The 17,517-nt window shown below is 37.6% G+C and carries 13 protein-coding genes; 4 read left to right on the top strand and 9 right to left on the bottom strand.

Going from position 1 to position 17,517, the window contains the following annotated elements:
- Nucleotides 1-7: 7 nt before the first annotated feature.
- Entirely contained in the window at nucleotides 8-724 is a 717-nt protein-coding gene (locus ABN212_RS01935) for a methyltransferase domain-containing protein (RefSeq protein ID WP_198626060.1), read from the bottom strand.
- 38 nt (nucleotides 725-762) lie between these two features.
- Here ABN212_RS01935 and gloB point away from each other — a divergent pair, with 38 nt between their 5' ends.
- Both gloB and mltD read left to right on the top strand, forming a co-directional pair.
- The gene (gene gloB, locus ABN212_RS01930) at nucleotides 763-1,518 is read left to right on the top strand and encodes a hydroxyacylglutathione hydrolase (protein ID WP_198619416.1); all 756 of its coding nucleotides are present in this window, start codon (nucleotides 763-765) and stop codon (nucleotides 1,516-1,518) included.
- A gap of 75 nt (nucleotides 1,519-1,593) precedes the next feature.
- Nucleotides 1,594-2,928: a murein transglycosylase D gene (gene mltD / locus ABN212_RS01925; RefSeq protein ID WP_109371532.1), complete on the top strand. Its 1,335-nt coding sequence runs from the start codon at nucleotides 1,594-1,596 to the stop codon at nucleotides 2,926-2,928.
- Nucleotides 2,929-3,094: 166 nt separating this feature from the next.
- Here the strand turns inward: mltD and ABN212_RS01920 are convergent, their stop codons facing one another.
- The 4 genes from ABN212_RS01920 to mazG all read right to left on the bottom strand — a co-directional run bounded on the left by ABN212_RS01920 (nucleotide 3,095) and on the right by mazG (nucleotide 9,107).
- Complete coding sequence (locus ABN212_RS01920; protein ID WP_109371534.1) at nucleotides 3,095-4,477, bottom strand: SLC13 family permease; 1,383 nt, start codon at nucleotides 4,475-4,477, stop codon at nucleotides 3,095-3,097.
- 319 nt (nucleotides 4,478-4,796) lie between these two features.
- Nucleotides 4,797-6,098, bottom strand: coding sequence for a phosphopyruvate hydratase (gene eno, locus ABN212_RS01915; RefSeq protein WP_036911952.1), 1,302 nt, complete (start codon nucleotides 6,096-6,098; stop codon nucleotides 4,797-4,799).
- 62 nt (nucleotides 6,099-6,160) lie between these two features.
- Entirely contained in the window at nucleotides 6,161-7,798 is a 1,638-nt protein-coding gene (gene pyrG, locus ABN212_RS01910; RefSeq protein ID WP_109371536.1) for a glutamine hydrolyzing CTP synthase, read from the bottom strand.
- Between the two features lie 511 nt (nucleotides 7,799-8,309).
- The gene (gene mazG, locus ABN212_RS01905) at nucleotides 8,310-9,107 is read right to left on the bottom strand and encodes a nucleoside triphosphate pyrophosphohydrolase (RefSeq protein WP_196573510.1); all 798 of its coding nucleotides are present in this window, start codon (nucleotides 9,105-9,107) and stop codon (nucleotides 8,310-8,312) included.
- A 244-nt stretch (nucleotides 9,108-9,351) separates the two neighbouring features.
- Here mazG and ABN212_RS01900 point away from each other — a divergent pair, with 244 nt between their 5' ends.
- Nucleotides 9,352-10,626 carry a colicin-like pore-forming protein gene (locus ABN212_RS01900; protein ID WP_232806236.1) on the top strand — a complete coding sequence of 425 codons (1,275 nt, stop codon included), beginning with the start codon at nucleotides 9,352-9,354 and terminating at the stop codon, nucleotides 10,624-10,626.
- A 23-nt stretch (nucleotides 10,627-10,649) separates the two neighbouring features.
- On the opposite strand, the gene ABN212_RS01895 is transcribed toward ABN212_RS01900, so the two are convergent.
- The 4 genes from ABN212_RS01895 to dgt form a co-directional block, all read right to left on the bottom strand.
- A complete protein-coding gene (locus ABN212_RS01895) occupies nucleotides 10,650-10,988 on the bottom strand; it encodes a colicin E1 family microcin immunity protein (protein ID WP_232799376.1) in 339 nt (112 codons plus the stop codon).
- A 149-nt stretch (nucleotides 10,989-11,137) separates the two neighbouring features.
- Nucleotides 11,138-13,375 carry a GTP diphosphokinase gene (gene relA / locus ABN212_RS01890; RefSeq protein ID WP_198626058.1) on the bottom strand — a complete coding sequence of 746 codons (2,238 nt, stop codon included), beginning with the start codon at nucleotides 13,373-13,375 and terminating at the stop codon, nucleotides 11,138-11,140.
- Nucleotides 13,376-13,446: 71 nt separating this feature from the next.
- Nucleotides 13,447-14,772, bottom strand: coding sequence for a 23S rRNA (uracil(1939)-C(5))-methyltransferase RlmD (rlmD, locus tag ABN212_RS01885; RefSeq protein WP_349442782.1), 1,326 nt, complete (start codon nucleotides 14,770-14,772; stop codon nucleotides 13,447-13,449).
- A 389-nt stretch (nucleotides 14,773-15,161) separates the two neighbouring features.
- On the bottom strand, nucleotides 15,162-16,670 hold the full coding sequence (gene dgt, locus ABN212_RS01880) for a dGTPase (RefSeq protein ID WP_198619413.1): 1,509 nt from the start codon (nucleotides 16,668-16,670) through the stop codon (nucleotides 15,162-15,164).
- Nucleotides 16,671-16,797: 127 nt separating this feature from the next.
- Here dgt and mtnN point away from each other — a divergent pair, with 127 nt between their 5' ends.
- Nucleotides 16,798-17,493, top strand: coding sequence for a 5'-methylthioadenosine/S-adenosylhomocysteine nucleosidase (gene mtnN / locus ABN212_RS01875; RefSeq protein ID WP_109371548.1), 696 nt, complete (start codon nucleotides 16,798-16,800; stop codon nucleotides 17,491-17,493).
- Nucleotides 17,494-17,517: the final 24 nt, after the last annotated feature.

Raw genomic sequence — 17,517 nt, 5'->3', positions numbered from 1 at the left:
TCATATTTTATAGCTCTGAGTGATTGCGTGTAGCACCTAATACTCGACCTTTTACACTCATGCGTGGCAATGCAAATTTCAATGCAGTGGGTGTTAAAGGAAGCGTTCTTTTACGAGCAATAATTAAATTTAAACAGCCACCGGCGTGATAGCGGCTACCATCACGTTTTATTGGTCTTGAACATGGCATAATCTGGAAATTCTGTTGTGTCATCACTTCGTAATTTAGCACACTAAGCCAATCAATTTGGCGTCGAAGTGAAAACATACGACTTGAATAAGGCTGTTTTTGTCGTAAAACAGGCGTGCATTTACCCAGTCCTAATAAACTAATAGGGTTAAAGCTCGTTAATACTATCCAGCCATCATCAATTAAAACACGATCAGCTTCTCTTAATAGCCAATGAGGATCTGCACTATAATCAAGTACATGAGCCATAAGGCAAACATCAACCGATTTATTTTCAAAGGGTAGATAATCTAAAGACGCGATAACATCCGCATTTATTGCATTTGATGTCACATTGACTTGATGTGAAACGATACTTAATTTGGTATCCAACTCGGCACTGAGTTGACCGAGTTTTAGCAAATGAAAGCCATACATTTTCGGCCACCAGTTTTGTAAACGCAATTCAATCGCCATGCGATAATATTCCCCCCAAGGAATATCACGCCAAGAATCCGGCATTGTAATTGGTTTTACTGAACGCGCTGCTTTCATTGTTTACCCCTTTATATTTTATAAGTAAGGTAACTTATATGGAGCTTATCAGAATTCCTGCTTTATCCGATAACTACATTTGGCTATTAAGTAATGAAAATAGTGAATGTGTGATTGTGGATCCGTCACAAGCAAAACCTGTTATTGAAATGCTCTCTCAACGCTCACTAATACCTATCGCGATTTTATTAACCCACCATCATGATGATCATGTTGGTGGAGTTGCTGAACTTGTAAAAAAATATCCTAACATTGACGTTTTTGGCCCACAAGAAACACAAAATAAAGGTGCCGAAAATATTATTCATAATCAAGAGCGTATTATTGTTGGCTCTTTCACTTTTAATGTAATTGGCACACCAGGTCATACATTAGGTCATGTTGCTTATTATTGTGAACCATATTTATTTTGTGGCGATACACTTTTTTCTGGTGGTTGTGGTCGTTTATTCGAAGGTACCGCACAACAAATGTTTAGTTCATTACAAAGATTGAGTGCTTTACCTGATAACACATTAATTTGTTGTGCTCATGAATACACCCTATCAAACATGGTCTTTGCACATCATATCATGCCAGAAAATGCACTTATTACCGATTATTTAGCCCAAGTTAGTGAAATGCGTAAAAATTTGCAACCTACTGTGCCAATAACACTAAAAAACGAAAAGAATATTAATCTTTTTTTGAAATCTGACGATATTGATTTACAAAGGATTTTAGGTATAACCCCTAATACTTACGCGCCAATTAAGACATTTACAAAATTAAGAGAATTAAAAGACAACTTTTAATTTCTATTGGTTGTTTTATTTTGGCACACTAAGTATTATTTGGTTCAAAAAACACACAGGATGAATTTTTCTATTATGAAGACAAAAGCGATTTTGTTCTCCATATTGCTCTTGGCGGGTTGCCAGCAATCGGAGAACATTAAACCTAATTTGTCTGCGATCACACCAACATCAACGAAAGGGACTTCAACTTCTCACCAACCTCAATATGATGTAAAAACCAATTTATGGGGTTATGTGGTAAGTGAATTGAAAATGGACCTCCCTGAAAATGAAAGGATCTCGCAGCAAGAATTATATTTTTTAAATAATCCCAAACATATACAGAGTGTTGCTTCTCGTGCTGAACCTTATATGTATTCGATTATTGATGAAATTGAAAAGCGTGAATTACCGATGGAACTTGCACTTGTTCCTGTCGTTGAAAGTGCGTTTAATCCCCATGTTACCTCTTCTGCAAATGCCGCAGGTTTATGGCAATTTGTACCAATAACCGGTAATTACTATGGTTTGGCACAAAACCAATGGTATGACGGTCGTCGTGATGTTATGGCATCAACTAAAGCTGCCCTTGATTTACTTGAGCGCCTTTATGTGATGTTTGATAGTGATTGGGCACTTGCCCTTGCTGCTTATAACGCAGGTGAAGGCCGTGTTATGCAAGCAATAAAGGCAAATGAAAGTAAGAATTTACCAACAGACTATTGGTCGCTTTCTTTACCCAAAGAAACTATGAATTATGTTCCTAAAATTCTAGCATTGAGCAAAGTTATTCGTGAAAACGAAGAAACCATTACTTTTCCAAAAAGTAACTACCGAGATAAAGCGTTAGCCTCATTTGATGTCGGCGAGCAAATCACGTTAAATAAAGTCGCTGAATTAAGTCAGTTACCTATTAATACAGTAAAAGATTATAACCCCGGCTATAAGCGTGGAATAACCGCACCGAATGGCCCTCATGTCATTATGTTGCCTCGCAATAAGCTTGACCAATTCCGTAACGCTTTTGAAGATGAAGCTGTATTAGAAACTATTCGCTTGGCTGTTGCCAAAACGAATCAATCTATTAAGCAAGAAGGCGTTTATAAGGTTCGTTCAGGAGATTCGTTTTACGCTATTGCTCGTCGCTACAATATGAGTGTAAAAGACTTACAGCGTATTAATGGATTGAATGCAAAGAGCACATTACTGGTTGGTCAAACATTAAAAATTCATAATGCAGGTAGTGTCAGTAATACCACGACAACGAAACCAACAAAACCTTCACCAAGCTACTATAAAGTACGCCAAGGTGACTCTTATTACAGTATTGCCCGCCGTCACGGCATTAATCTTAAATTATTAATGAGTTGGAACGCCGACATTAAGATGTTAAAACCGGGTACACAACTCACGCTTTATACTAAATAATTAATATCGTCTCTGTTTTATGCTTCTTTAAAAGCCATCGATATGTTTAATACCTTACAGGTGATAAATGTCGATGGCTTTTTTATTACCAATAAAAAAGCGCCTGATATTAACTTATCAAGCGCCTTGTTTTTTTAACTCTACCTGATTAATTCAGCGTATTCACTTACAGCCAGAAGAACCAAGCAAACAGAGAGATAACAAAGATACACACTAAGTTTAGTACACCACCAACACGTACCATTTCAGTTTGTTTAATGTAACCTGAACCAAAGACAATCGCATTTGGTGGGGTTGCAACAGGCAACATAAATGCACAAGATGCACCGATACCGATAATCATTGTTAACGCCATTACAGGCATGCCTAATGCTTGTGCTACTGTTGCAAAGATTGGCACTAACAATGCGGCACTTGCTGTGTTACTGGTAAATTCAGTTAATACGATGATAAAGGTGGTCACGGCAAGAATAATCACAAACCAATGGCTATTACCGAAAGTATCTTTCATAAAGTCAGCCATAACAAGGCTTGCACCAGAAGACTGTAAAATTGCGCTCAGCGTTAAACCACCACCAAACAGCATTAATACGCCCCACTCTGTGTTTTCTTGTATTTGACTCCAACTTGCGACACCAGTTACACCAATAACAATGGCCGCGCTCACAGCAATAACTGTATCTAAATCTTTTACACCACCAAAAGCACTGCTGATGAAAGAGCTGAAGATCCAGCAAAATACGGTAACTAAGAAGATAATCATGGTGATAACACGTTTGTTATTCCACTCTAACACTTCTAGTTTTAAGTCAAATTTGTGTTTTAAGTTAGGACGTAGCATCAGGTACATCACAATAAACATGATAGGCAATAGCACCAACATGATTGGAATACCGTACTTCATCCATGTAATAAAATCTAAGTTCAGTTGAGCTGCGGCAATCGCATTTGGAGGGCTACCAACCAACGTACCTAAACCACCAATACTGGCACTATAAGCCACACCTAATAATACGAATACAAAAGTATTACGCTCTGAACGAATATCTAAGTTAGATAAAATACCTAAGACTAAAGGGAGCATCATTGCTGCTGTTGCAGTGTTACTGATCCACATGGAGAGTAATGCAGTAACGCCAAATAACAGTAATACCGCGACTGAAAGTTTACCTTTTGCAATCATTAGTAAGCGGTTAGCAATTAAGCGATCTAACCCTTGAATATGAAGCGCTGTCGCTAAAGCAAATCCACCAAAGAACAAGAAAATGATAGGGTTAGCAAATGATTTTAATGACTCATTGGTATTCATTAGCCCAAGTACAACGGCTAAAATAGGAATGAATAATGCCGTGATCGTTACATGAATAGCTTCAGTTAGCCATAGTACCCCTACAAATACCATTAATGCTAGGCCAGCATTAGCCTTTGGATCATAAGGTAAAAACTCTAACAATAGCAGTAGCAAAACAACATCTATTGCTAGAATAATTAACCCTCTCTTATTTATCGGGCTTGATTTTGCCGATGGGGCTAAATTGGACGCGTCCATGATAATACTCCACATTAACTGATGTGAACATTAGGTTCACTAAGCTTGAATTGTTAACGAAATAGGTTATATGTGAAATATAAAAACATTTCGCACCATTGAAAATGCGCAAAAGCGATAATTGGGATCTCATCCACGAGAATTAACCAATTTATTAATAAAAGAGTAATAATTGAACACTATTATCTCTTATGCATCACACTTTTTGATCGTTTAAAGGCAGCGGTAATTTTATTTTTTTTATATTTAGGCAAAAAAAATGGGTAAACATCAGGTTTACCCATTTAGAATCAATTAGATTTTCTAATCAAATAAGCGATTATGCTTGGCCTTTAACTTCTTTCAGACCGTTGAAAGGCGCTTTATTACCTAATGCTTCTTCGATACGGATCAGTTGGTTGTATTTAGCAACACGGTCAGAACGGCTCATTGAACCCGTTTTGATTTGGCCTGCTGCTGTACCCACTGCTAAGTCAGCGATAGTTGCATCTTCAGTTTCACCAGAACGGTGAGAGATAACTGCTGTGTAGCCAGCATCTTTCGCCATTTTGATTGCTGCTAAAGTTTCTGTCAGTGAACCGATTTGGTTGAATTTGATCAGAATTGAGTTAGCGATGCCTTTATCGATACCTTCTTTCAGGATCTTAGTGTTAGTTACAAACAGGTCGTCACCAACCAGTTGGATTTTGTCACCAAGAACTTTAGTTTGGTATGCGAAACCATCCCAGTCAGATTCGTTTAAACCATCTTCGATAGAAACGATTGGGTATTGTTTAGTCAGTTCTTCTAAGTAATGAGTGAACTCTTGTGAAGTGAAGGTTTTACCTTCGCCTTTCAGTTCGTAGTTACCAGTTTCATTGTTGTAGAACTCAGAAGCTGCACAGTCCATAGCCAGAGTAACGTCTTTACCTAAAACGTAACCTGCTTTCTCAACTGCTTCTTTGATAGCAGCTAATGCAGCAGCGTTAGATTCTAAGTTTGGTGCATAACCACCTTCGTCACCCACTGCAGTGTTCATACCTTTTGCTTTCAGCACTTTAGCTAAGTGATGGAAGATTTCTGAACCCATACGCACAGCTTCTTTCAGAGTCGGTGCGCCAACTGGTTGGATCATGAATTCTTGGATATCAACGTTGTTATCTGCGTGCTCACCACCATTGATGATGTTCATCATTGGCAGAGGCATAGAATATTGACCGTGAGTACCGTTCAGATCAGAAATGTGCTCGTACAAAGGCATACCTTTTGCAGCAGCAGCCGCTTTTGCGTTTGCTAAAGAAACCGCTAGGATTGCGTTTGCACCAAAGTTTGATTTGTTTTCAGTACCGTCTAAATCGATCATGATTTTATCGATGTTAGCTTGGTCTTTTGCATCCTGGCCAAGGATCGCTTTAGCGATTGGACCATTAACAGCAGCAACCGCTTTCAGAACACCTTTACCTAAGAAACGTGATTTATCACCATCACGTAATTCTAAAGCTTCGCGAGAACCTGTTGATGCGCCTGATGGAGCAGCCGCCATACCAACAAAACCACCTTCTAAGTGAACTTCTGCTTCAACTGTTGGGTTGCCACGAGAATCAATAATTTCACGACCAAGTACTTTAACGATTTTGGACATTCGGTTTTCCTCTGTACAAGTTAAATTTCCGAGAAGAGATACCCTATCTCTTCTCATATATCCTATTTCAGCAGACCTTTTTGGTTATCAAAGGCTGCTTTCACAAAGCCTGCAAATAACGGATGGCCGTCACGCGGCGTTGAGGTAAACTCTGGGTGGAACTGACAAGCAACAAACCAAGGGTGGTTTGGATTTTCAATAATTTCCACCAGCTTGTTATCTACTGAACGACCTGCGATACGTAAACCCGCATCTTCGATACGTTTTAATAGCAGATTATTCACTTCATAACGGTGACGATGGCGTTCTGTAATGGTGTTTTTGCCATACAGAGTACGTACTAAGCTATCACCACTTAAATGGCAAGGCTGAGCACCAAGGCGCATCGTGCCACCTAAATCACTGTCTTCTGAACGCACTTCGACATTACCGTCTTCATCACGCCATTCTGTGATTAACGCAATGACTGGATATTTACAATCTGGTGCAAATTCAGTGGAGTTCGCATCTGCCATATTGGCAACATTACGAGCAAACTCAATCATAGCAACCTGCATACCTAAGCAAATGCCCAAGTAAGGGATTTTATTTTCACGGGCAAATTGAGCGGCCATAATTTTGCCTTCAACGCCACGTTCACCAAAACCGCCTGGTACTAAGATTGCATCTAACCCTTTAAGCATATCAGCGCCACGGGTTTCAACATCTTGTGCATCAATCAATTTGATATTTACTGCAACACGGCTTTTGAAACCGCCATGTTTTAACGCTTCAATCACTGATTTATAGGCGTCTGGTAATTCGACATATTTACCCACCATACCAATGGTCACTTCGCCTTCAGGATTAGCTTCTTCGTAAATAACTTGTTCCCACTCTGCAAGATTTGCAACTGGGCAATCTAAGCTGAATCGTTTACAGATATAATCATCTAATCCCTGTGATTTCAATAGTGCAGGGATTTTATAAATGGAATCGACGTCTTTTAATGAAATAACCGCTTTTTCTGGCACATTACAGAACAGTGCAATTTTGGCACGTTCGTTTGCAGGAATAACGCGGTCTGAACGGCAAATCAACGCATCAGGCTGGATACCGATCGACAGTAACTCTTTTACAGAATGCTGAGTTGGTTTGGTTTTCACTTCACCAGAAGCGGCTAAATAAGGCACCAAAGTTAAATGCAAGTAGAATGTGTGCTCACGACCCACTTCTGCTGCCATTTGGCGAATCGCTTCTAAGAATGGTAAAGATTCGATATCACCAACTGTCCCGCCGACTTCAACTAAAACGACATCATGACCTTCACCGCCACGGATGATACGTTCTTTGATTTCATTAGTGATATGAGGAATAACTTGAATTGTAGCCCCAAGATAGTCACCACGACGCTCTTTGCGTAATACTTCAGAGTATACGCGACCTGTCGTGAAGTTATTACGACGAGTCATTTTCGTGCGAATAAAGCGCTCATAGTGTCCTAAGTCGAGATCAGTTTCAGCACCATCGTCAGTGACGAAGACTTCCCCGTGCTGAATTGGGCTCATAGTACCTGGATCGACGTTGATATACGGATCCAACTTCATCATGGTGACATTGAGTCCACGGGCTTCGAGTATAGCCGCCAGAGAGGCTGCGGCAATGCCTTTACCCAGAGAGGATACGACCCCGCCGGTCACAAAAATATAATTCGTTTTCATGCTGAACCTGAAAGTTTAGGTGTATTAGGATGATGGATATAACTGGACGGGAACACAGTATACCCGAACCTTATTTTCGCTACAAACATTCTTAGTAGTATAAAGTTCTTTTTCATCACGCCACTTATCCGTTTAAACACGAAAAAACAGTAAAAATTCAATTAACTAAACCCGTGAAAATATTTCTCAAGCATTTTAGCTTAATCCTTTCAGCTAAGATATCACTTTTAAACAAGAGATGCTTTATTTTTTTCACGATATTAAGTGTAGCAGGTTTATAGCGAGATCTTTTGCTTATGATCATGCTTTTAATTTTTTTGAGGTTAATCACATTTTTAATGCAATAAAATGTAACTGCGAGATTTTAAATTACCCAAAAACAAAAAAACGAAATTACCTTTTATAATTTCGCTTTTTAAATATTTTTATAAAAATAGCTGAAAAAACGAGATGTTATAGACTATTTTTATCGCACTTTATGTCACGTTGACGTTAATTTGCGTGTCACAATTCACTCAACCTGTTGTCTTTTTGCTTTCTGCCAACAGATCTCCATCTCTTCCAATGAGGCATTTTCTATGCCTATACCTTCTTCTGAGAGCATTTTTTCAACAAAACGAAAGCGTTGTTCGAATTTTCGACAAGCTCGATTTAATGCTTGCTCCGGTTTCTGTTTTAAATGGCGCGATAAATTCACCACAGAAAACAGTAAGTCACCCAGTTCATCTTCAACTCGAGAAGCATCTTGAGGCTCTTTTTTCACTTCAGCCATCACTTCATCAATTTCTTCATAAACTTTACCTAAAACAGGCTCTAGTTCATTCCAATCGAAACCCACTGAAGCACAACGCTTTTGAATTTTTTCTGCTTTCATTAAGGCAGGCAAAGCAGCAGGAATATCGTCTAACAGAGAAAATTGATCTTTGGCTTCACGCTCTTGGGCTTTGAGTTTTTCCCAACGATGCTTTTCTGTAGCTAAATTATTGTCACTTTCAGATGCAAAAATATGAGGATGGCGACGTTCTAATTTATTGCTAATGGCTTCGCAGACATCATTAAAATCAAATAAATTTTGCTCTTGTGCCATTCGTGAATAAAAAACAACTTGATAAAGCAAATCACCCAACTCTTCTTTTAAATCAGAAAAATCTTTACGAGCAATAGCATCTAACACTTCATAGGTTTCTTCTAATGTATAAGGTGCGATAGTGTCAAAAGTCTGCACTTTATCCCATTCACATCCAGTATTAGGATCACGTAGCTGCGCCATAATTTCTAATAAACGAAAGATTTCACGATTTTCTGACATCATATTGCCTTTTAAATAAGAGTTAGCTTTATTCTACCTAACACGTTTTTAGATAAAAAAATGCCGAGAACAGTTGTCTCGGCATCTTATCATTTCAAGCTCAAGATCTTAAAAATAACTTTTTTGAAAGAATAATGACATTTTAAATTGAACTATGAATTTGTTATTTACAAATATACTCCTCGCTATAAATCTACTTTTCAACACCATATAAATACGTCATTTTTATCAAAGGATTAATAAAATGAGTGAAAATATAATTCAATTTAGTTCATTAACTGTAACGCCACATAGTGCTTATATTCCTGAGTATGCTTTTAATAATGGTTTTTCTTTTAATCAAGCTACAAATATTATTTGTAATAATTTTATACAGGATAAAAAACAAGAATGCCCTGTTTGCGGAAAGAAAAATTGCCCTGAGTTTAAAAATGAATGTAAATCTTACTTAAAACAGAAAACCGAATTAGCATTAAAAAAAGCATTAAGAATGCGACCTTATGGCCGTGCTTTAATGCATAGATCAAACGAGTTTAATGAAAGCTCTCCATTACTATTATTGAATATGAAAGAAAACAATATTCCATTAAATAATGAAAATATAGGTCGTATATTTGAAACAGATCTAAATCTAAGTAGAATGTTTTACCAAAAAATGAACTATATAAATGGTTTTCTCTTTGATATTCATTTTAGTCCTCATCCAGATCCTATGTTACAAAATATAGGTGAAAAATTTGGGGAATATTCCCGCTGGCTACCCTCAGTACGATTAGCCTTACATGCCTTATATACAGATAAAGGCGCAGACAATATAAATAATTTTCCTGAGATGCAAAAATATATTAGAGAACAAGATTTTAAATCCGCATGCCAAGATTTCCATAATAATATGACGTTTACACATCGCAATTTCCAAATTGCTGATATTTTAGCTCAACAAGCAAATAAAAAAGAACAAACAAACGATGAATTTAATCTGTTGCATGATTCAGTAAAGTTTACGGCTGATTTTTATAAAGAAGTGTTTAATGCTTATGGTGATAAAGCAAGGAAATTAGCGGAGTCTTTAGCACAACAAACCAGAGGAAAAACTATACGTAACGTTGATGATGCGCTAAAAGCTTACGAAAAATACAAAGCGGATATTAATAGAAGAATTAATGCCAAAGATCGTAAAGCTATTGCAACTGCATTGGAATCGATCAAACTCGATGATATAGCTCAAAAATTAAAAAAATTTAGTAAAGGTATGTTTTTTGTGAGTAAAGCTCTTGACGTCAAAGATCTATCGATAGAGTTAATAAAAGCAACAGAAACAGATAATTGGCGTCCATTTTTTGTTAAAGCAGAGACTATATTTGTAGGAATGGCGGCTACATCTGTAGCAGGATTTACATTTAGTGTACTTCTAGGTGGTCCCATAGGGATATTAGGATATGGATTGCTTATAGCAAGTATTGGGGCATTGATTGATAACGACTTAATTGAAAAAGCCAATAATTTGATTGGTATTTAATTAATACTTTAAAGGTTGTTTATTTAGAGGAACAACCTTTTCACTAACACAAATAATATAAAAATTATTGTAATTGGTATAGATAATAAAAACACGATGAAACTATATAAAGCTAAACCACCAGCTTTACCAGCTGTATCTAAAAATAGTCCTCGATTCCAAAATTCTCTAGTAGTAAATTGAAGAAAAAAATATTCAATCCCCCATTTAGCCAACGGATATAATCCAATACCAGCAATACTAATTAACAATATTAGACTTTCATACTTCAACTCATACTCTAAGCAAGAGTATAAAAATAGAGCGCCAATAAACCATCCCCAACACATATTCTTAATATAGTATTGTTTAGTTATCTTCATATCTATCTACTAGATCCCTTTTATTTAAAGCCATATTTATTTTAAATAAACCCTAGCAATTAAATTACTAACTAAATATACAGATTTTCTGATTTTTAGATAAAAAAATGCCGAGAACAGTTGTCTCGGCATCTTATCATTTTAATATTTTAGTGAGAAAAGCGTTTCGCCTCTATCACATCAGGCAACTGATTAAGTTTTGCCAAAATACGACCTAATACTTGGAGATTATAAATCTCAATATTCATATCGATTGTCGCAATTTGTTGCTTCACATCGCTACGACTACTCACACCAAGTACGTTTACTTTTTCATTGGCTAAAATTGTCGTGATATCGCGTAATAATCCACTACGATCATTCGCTACAACACGTACTACCAATGAATAACCGCTGGAGTAATTTTCTCCCCATACCGCATCAACAATACGCTCTGGTGCATGAGAAAGTAATTCAGCCAGTTGCTCACAGTCAGCACGGTGAATCGAAATACCACGACCTTTAGTAATAAAACCGACAATATTGTCACCCGGAATAGGCTGGCAACAACGTGCAATATGGTGCATTAAGTTACCCACACCTTCGACAACAATACTTCCACCCGAACCAGTGGTTCTTGGTGCTGGCGTTTTGTTTTCGAGTGTCCGCAGTGCTTCTTTATCTTCATCTTCTGCTGTGGCTTTATTCAATCGACTTTGAATAAAGTTTACCAACTGATTGATTCGAATATCACCGACACCAATACCTGCTAATACTTCATCAACACTATGAACGTTATAACGTGCGATCAGCAGTTTTTCTGCTTCTTTCATGTTGATATCCATATGCGCCAATTCGTTATCTAAGATCTGACGCCCCGCAAGAATATTTTTATCGCGATCTTGCTTACGGAACCAATTGTGAATTTTCGCACGTCCTCGGCTTGTCGTGACATAACCTAAGTTAGGATTTAACCAATCGCGACTTGGATTTGGATGTTTTTGCGTAATAACTTCAATTTGGTCGCCCATCTGTAATTGATAGCTAAATGGCACAATACGTCCGCCAATTTTTGCCCCAATACAACGATGCCCCACATCACTATGGATATGATAAGCAAAATCAAGCGGTGTTGAACCTGCCGGTAAATCAACCACATCACCTTTTGGCGTAAAGACATAAACCCTGTCATCAAAGACTTGGCTACGAACTTCATCCAGCATTTCGCCAGAATCCGCCATCTCTTCTTGCCATGCAATCAGTTTACGTAACCATGCAATGCGGTTTTCATAGCTGCCTGTACCACCTTTCGTCGCAGCGCCTGTTGCACCTTCTTTATATTTCCAGTGCGCAGCCACACCCAATTCAGCATCTTCATGCATTTGTCGAGTACGAATTTGAATTTCAACCGTTTTACCTTCAGGCCCTAAAACAACGGTATGAATAGATTGGTAACCATTTGGCTTTGGATTTGCAACGTAATCATCAAATTCATCGGGTAAATGGCGGAAATGAGTATGCACAATACCTAATGCGGCATAACAATCTTGAAGACGTTCTACGACTATACGCACCGCTCTCACATCAAACAGCTCATCAAATGCAAGATTCTTTTTCTTCATTTTGCGCCAGATACTATAGATATGTTTGGGACGACCATAAATATCTACATCAACATTCTCTTCTTTCATATAACCGCGTACTGTACTGACAAAATTATCAATATACTGTTCGCGGTCGATACGACGCTCATGAAGCAAGCTGGCTATTTTCTTGTATTCATCAGGATGAAGATAACGGAAACAGAAATCTTCTAATTCCCATTTTAATTGTCCAATACCCAATCGGTTGGCTAATGGTGCATAAATATTAAAACACTCTTTTGCAGCCAGTACGCGCTCATCTTCTGTGGCATCTTTCACTTCTCGTAAATGGGCTATACGCTCTGAAAGTTTGATGACCACACAACGGAAATCTTCCACCATAGACAACAACATACGGCGAACATTATCCACCTGAACAGAACTTGTTTCATTGGTATGCGTTGCTTTTAACTGGCGTATGGCGTCCATTTCCATTACACCACGAACTAAGCTCCAAATCGCATCACCAAAATGTTCAGTAACGATTTCCTGATCAATAAGATTTTCTTCAGCAAGTGGGAAAAGAAGCGCTGCCCTCATGCTGTCTTTGTCCATGCTTAATGTCGAAAGAAGCTCAACCATTTCAACACCACGCCACAATAGCAGTTCGGCATCTTCATGCCCTTGAACAGTACGATGGCAGTATTCCCAGGTTTGCATGATTTCACTACCCGCATTGACATGGGTTAAGTTCAAGCTGTTGACCCATTTATCAACAGCAAACTCTCCTGCAGGTGTTAAGTGAGCACTTCTTACTGCAACCATATTCTCTCCCTACACGGTATAAATCTTATTTGCGACTTATTTACTGGCTAACTGTTTATTTTCGACTAAATTTATTTTCGACTAAACAGTGCCATTGATTCCAGATGACCCGTTTGTGGAAACATATCCAACATTTTTAAACCAGTAAGCTGATATCCAGAATCTAATAATATCTTACTATCTCTGGCTAACGTGGTCGGATTACAGGAGACATACACGATTTTTTCTGCGGATAACTTCACAATATGTGACATTACCTCCAAAGCCCCTGCTCTTGCAGGATCTAACAATACTTTGTTAAACCCTTCTTTCGACCACGGCATCGCAGAAAAATCAGACGATAAATCTGCATGCCAAAAATACGCATTACCTAATTGGTTTAGTTCTGCATTTTTTTTCGCCATTTCAACCAGTGCGGGCACACCTTCTATACCCACCACTTCACTGACGCGTTTTGCAATAGGCAAAGTAAAATTCCCCATACCACAAAACAGATCTAACACGCGATCTTCTGGCGATAAATCAAGCCACTCAATGGTCTGAGCAACCATCTTAGGATTTATTTCATCATTCACTTGAATAAAATCAGTGGGTGCAAAACGTAAATTAAGACCTTCTATTTGATAGAAGGGTTCCTTCTCAATTGAAGTTAATCGTGCTATCTCGCTATTATCACCTGCAAGATACATCGTAACTTGATGAGTTTGAGAGAAATCACTCAAACTCTGTTTATCACTCTCAGGCAATGGCGATAAATGGCGTAAAATAACCAGCGGCCCATTATCAGCGAGTACCATTTCAACATGCCCTAAATCACGTACTGATGTTAAATTTTTAAGGCATGTCCAAAGAGGAGACAATAAATCATTTAGCTGTGGCTTTAATACTGGGCATTTTTTTATCATGACCAAATCATTAGAGCGCTCTTGGCGAAAACCCATCACCAACCCTTTTTCTGGTTGATAACGTAATCCCAATCTTGCTCTACGGCGATAGCCATATTCGGCTCCCGCAATCACAGGCTCGGCTGAAATAATTACACCCGTTTCACGCTTAATGAGGTGCGATAACACACCTGCTTTTGTTGTACGTTGTAGCGCAATAGGTACATGTTGCTGCTGACAACCACCACAACGCTCATAATATTCACAATGAGGCGCTATACGCTGTTCGCTGGTAGTCAAACGCTTAATAACCTCGCCTTTAGCAAACTGGCGCTTTTCTTCTGTTAAACGAATACGAGCAGTTTCTTGTGGGAGTAATCCTTTTACAAAAATCGTTTTGCCCTCAGCATGAGCAATACCTTGACCATTTGCATCCAATGCACTGGCGGTCACTTCCAGAGTTGTTGCCTGTTTTTTCACAGAACGTTTTTTAGGGGAATAAAACTGCACCATAGTATTAAATTAAGTATCAATGACGGATTAACAGTGAAATGACATCGTTTTAAAATACGCTGTGTGTTTTTCAGCGTTACATGAATGACTATGCATTTCAGAAGAAAACATGGGGAGAGTATAACATCGAACAAGTTATTTACTTAACTGATATAAGCAATATTTTTGTTAAATTGAGAAAACTTTTAATGATAACAACCTAAGATACTTGTTTTATGGATTTTATATTGTTCTATAACTAACAAATATTATATATAACTTTTATATTGAATATATTTACAATTAATAACATCTATTTTCTGTTATTTTAATAAATCTTTATTATCACTAAGAAAAGTCTAAAAATTATCACCAATCAATTAGATAGCGTTTCTCTTAATGATTATAAATTAATCACAAACCATTAATTTCCTATATTCTTCATAAGCATAATGATCGGTCATTCCACTGATATAATCTTGAATTAATCTTGTTCGATAATAAAACTCTAAAATCTTTCCTTTTTCAGAATTTATATCATCTAGCTTTTCTAACATCTCGTTATAAGCCAGTTTATGTTTAACAGAAAGCTTATGATATAAACGCGTCTCAATTACATATTTAGGATGTTCATTATATTTATGCAATCTTAAAAAATCTTCAGTTGATAATAAAAGCAAGGGCTTATAGATATCAAGTAATCCACTGATTACACGATATCCTTTCATTTCAAGCTCTTCAACTTCAGGATGGCTAAATACCCATTTTTTAGCGACACTTTTTAATGTCGTTAATAAACGATGCTCCGCACTATTTCCTTCAAGCAAGGCATGATTAAAGCTCCCTTCATAAACTTGGGGAAGGTTTTTTATAAAACGGTACGCCGTATAAGGCACTAATTTTCCAGTAATATAAACTCGTAAATACATAAAAAACTGGTCTTGCATACTGCGTTTGGCTTCATTTTGATCGACTTTTTTATAAGCACGATTCACAGTAATATCGAATAAATCACCTTCAATCACATCACCATTTTCACGCCATGCATCTCGTAAAAGCTGAACAAGGCGGTTGATATCAAAAATCCCCTTTTCTACCGCATCATCTAAATCCGCAATGCAATAAGAGATGTCGTCAGCCGCTTCCATAATATAAGTGAGAGGAAAGCGACAAAATTCTCCCATATCTAATTTTTCTTGCACTTCTTTTACGAATGCTAATTCAGACCAGTAATACCCCGGTTTTTTCATTAAATAGCTATATTCTTTAGGCACTTCCCCTTGCCAATAAGCAGGACGGGTATATTTCAATACACAACCTATTTGAGCATAGGTTAAATTCAATTTAAGCAGATGATGCGCCATTCGAATCGCTTGAGCATTCCCTTCAAATTGACATAAATCTTGGCGTAAAGTTTGTCGCAATTCATTTAATTGCACTTTAGCTGAATACTGCATAGGAATAAAAGGACAACTATCGAATTCGGCTGTCGCCTCTGGTGATAATACTTTTTGAAACCAATGCTTAATCGCGGCTTCACCAAAATGTCCAAAAGGCGGGTTACCAATATCATGCATTAAGCACGCCATCTCAATTAAGCTTTCTAAACTATCAATACGATCACTTAAACCATATTCTTCAAGCTTATTTTGTTTCTTTAATTCGCCAATAATCTGTTTAGCGATATAACGCCCAATTTGTTGAACTTCAAGAGAATGAGTAAGACGGCTACGTACAGCAGAATTTTGCTCTAGGGGAAAGACTTGCGTTTTTTGTTGTAAACGACGAATAGCAGCTGAGTTAATAATACGTCCACGATCACTTTCAAATTGACGAGAAACCTGTATTTCATCGTTAATATCGATATCACTGCTGTTATATTTGCGTTGATAATTTAACTTCAGCTTAAAATCGATCATTTCTGTCCTCTTTCTGGTTTCGATGAAACGAATTCTCTATTCTTTGTGTTATATCGTGTTTTTCCGATAGATGTTAAACTCTATTTAAATTTCTATTTATTATTAACCTACAAGTGAGTATGACACAATGAGAGTTGGCGTAATAGGTGCAATGGAGCAAGAAGTCACACTTCTGCGTGAGAAAATTGAAGATTGCCAAATCTTATCTCGTGGCGGCTGTGAAATCTATACAGGCACAATCAACGGTGTTGATGTTGCATTATTAAAATCAGGTATTGGTAAAGTTGCAGCAGCGATTGGTACAACATTATTACTTGAGCATTTTCGTCCTGATGTCGTTATCAATACTGGCTCTGCGGGTGGCTTAGACTCAAGATTAAATGTCGGTGATATCGTTGTTTCAACGGAAGTTCGCTATCACGATGCAGATGTTACTGCGTTTGGTTATGAACCTGGTCAAATGGCACAATGTCCTCCTGCTTTTATTGCTGAACCCAAACTTGTTCAAATAGCAGAAGAATGTATTGAATCGCTAAAATTAAATGCTGTTCGCGGTTTAATTTGTAGTGGTGATGCCTTTATTAATGGCGCTGAACCTTTAGCCCGTATTCGTCGCACATTCCCAGATGTTGCAGCCGTAGAAATGGAATCAACCGCGATTGGCCATGTTTGCCATCAGTTTGGCACACCATTTGTTGTTGTTCGTGCTATTTCTGATGTAGCCGATAAAGAATCGCACTTAAGTTTTGATGAATTTTTATCTGTTGCTGCAGAACAATCAAGCTTAATGGTGACAGCGATGTTGGATAAATTAAAAGACTAATTAAGTCGAGATAATTCTAATATT

Source organism: Proteus genomosp. 6 (assembly GCF_040139785.1).
Classification (GTDB): Bacteria; Pseudomonadota; Gammaproteobacteria; order Enterobacterales; family Enterobacteriaceae; genus Proteus.
The sequence above is the reverse complement of the archived record's forward strand: the minus strand, read 5'-3'. Positions and strand labels throughout refer to the sequence as shown.

Bases quoted from the DNA above. Each gene is read 5' to 3' on its own strand.
- mazG (WP_196573510.1), bottom strand. From the start codon at position 9,107: ATGTCAGAAAATCGTGAAATCTTTCGTTTATTAGAAATTATGGCGCAG.
- mltD (WP_109371532.1), top strand. From the start codon at position 1,594: ATGAAGACAAAAGCGATTTTGTTCTCCATATTGCTCTTGGCGGGTTGC.
- relA (WP_198626058.1), bottom strand. From the start codon at position 13,375: ATGGTTGCAGTAAGAAGTGCTCACTTAACACCTGCAGGAGAGTTTGCT.
- ABN212_RS01935 (WP_198626060.1), bottom strand. From the start codon at position 724: ATGAAAGCAGCGCGTTCAGTAAAACCAATTACAATGCCGGATTCTTGG.
- ABN212_RS01895 (WP_232799376.1), bottom strand. From the start codon at position 10,988: ATGAAGATAACTAAACAATACTATATTAAGAATATGTGTTGGGGATGG.
- ABN212_RS01920 (WP_109371534.1), bottom strand. From the start codon at position 4,477: ATGGACGCGTCCAATTTAGCCCCATCGGCAAAATCAAGCCCGATAAAT.
- rlmD (WP_349442782.1), bottom strand. From the start codon at position 14,772: ATGGTGCAGTTTTATTCCCCTAAAAAACGTTCTGTGAAAAAACAGGCA.
- eno (WP_036911952.1), bottom strand. From the start codon at position 6,098: ATGTCCAAAATCGTTAAAGTACTTGGTCGTGAAATTATTGATTCTCGT.
- pyrG (WP_109371536.1), bottom strand. From the start codon at position 7,798: ATGAAAACGAATTATATTTTTGTGACCGGCGGGGTCGTATCCTCTCTG.
- gloB (WP_198619416.1), top strand. From the start codon at position 763: ATGGAGCTTATCAGAATTCCTGCTTTATCCGATAACTACATTTGGCTA.
- mtnN (WP_109371548.1), top strand. From the start codon at position 16,798: ATGAGAGTTGGCGTAATAGGTGCAATGGAGCAAGAAGTCACACTTCTG.
- dgt (WP_198619413.1), bottom strand. From the start codon at position 16,670: ATGATCGATTTTAAGCTGAAGTTAAATTATCAACGCAAATATAACAGC.
- ABN212_RS01900 (WP_232806236.1), top strand. From the start codon at position 9,352: ATGAGTGAAAATATAATTCAATTTAGTTCATTAACTGTAACGCCACAT.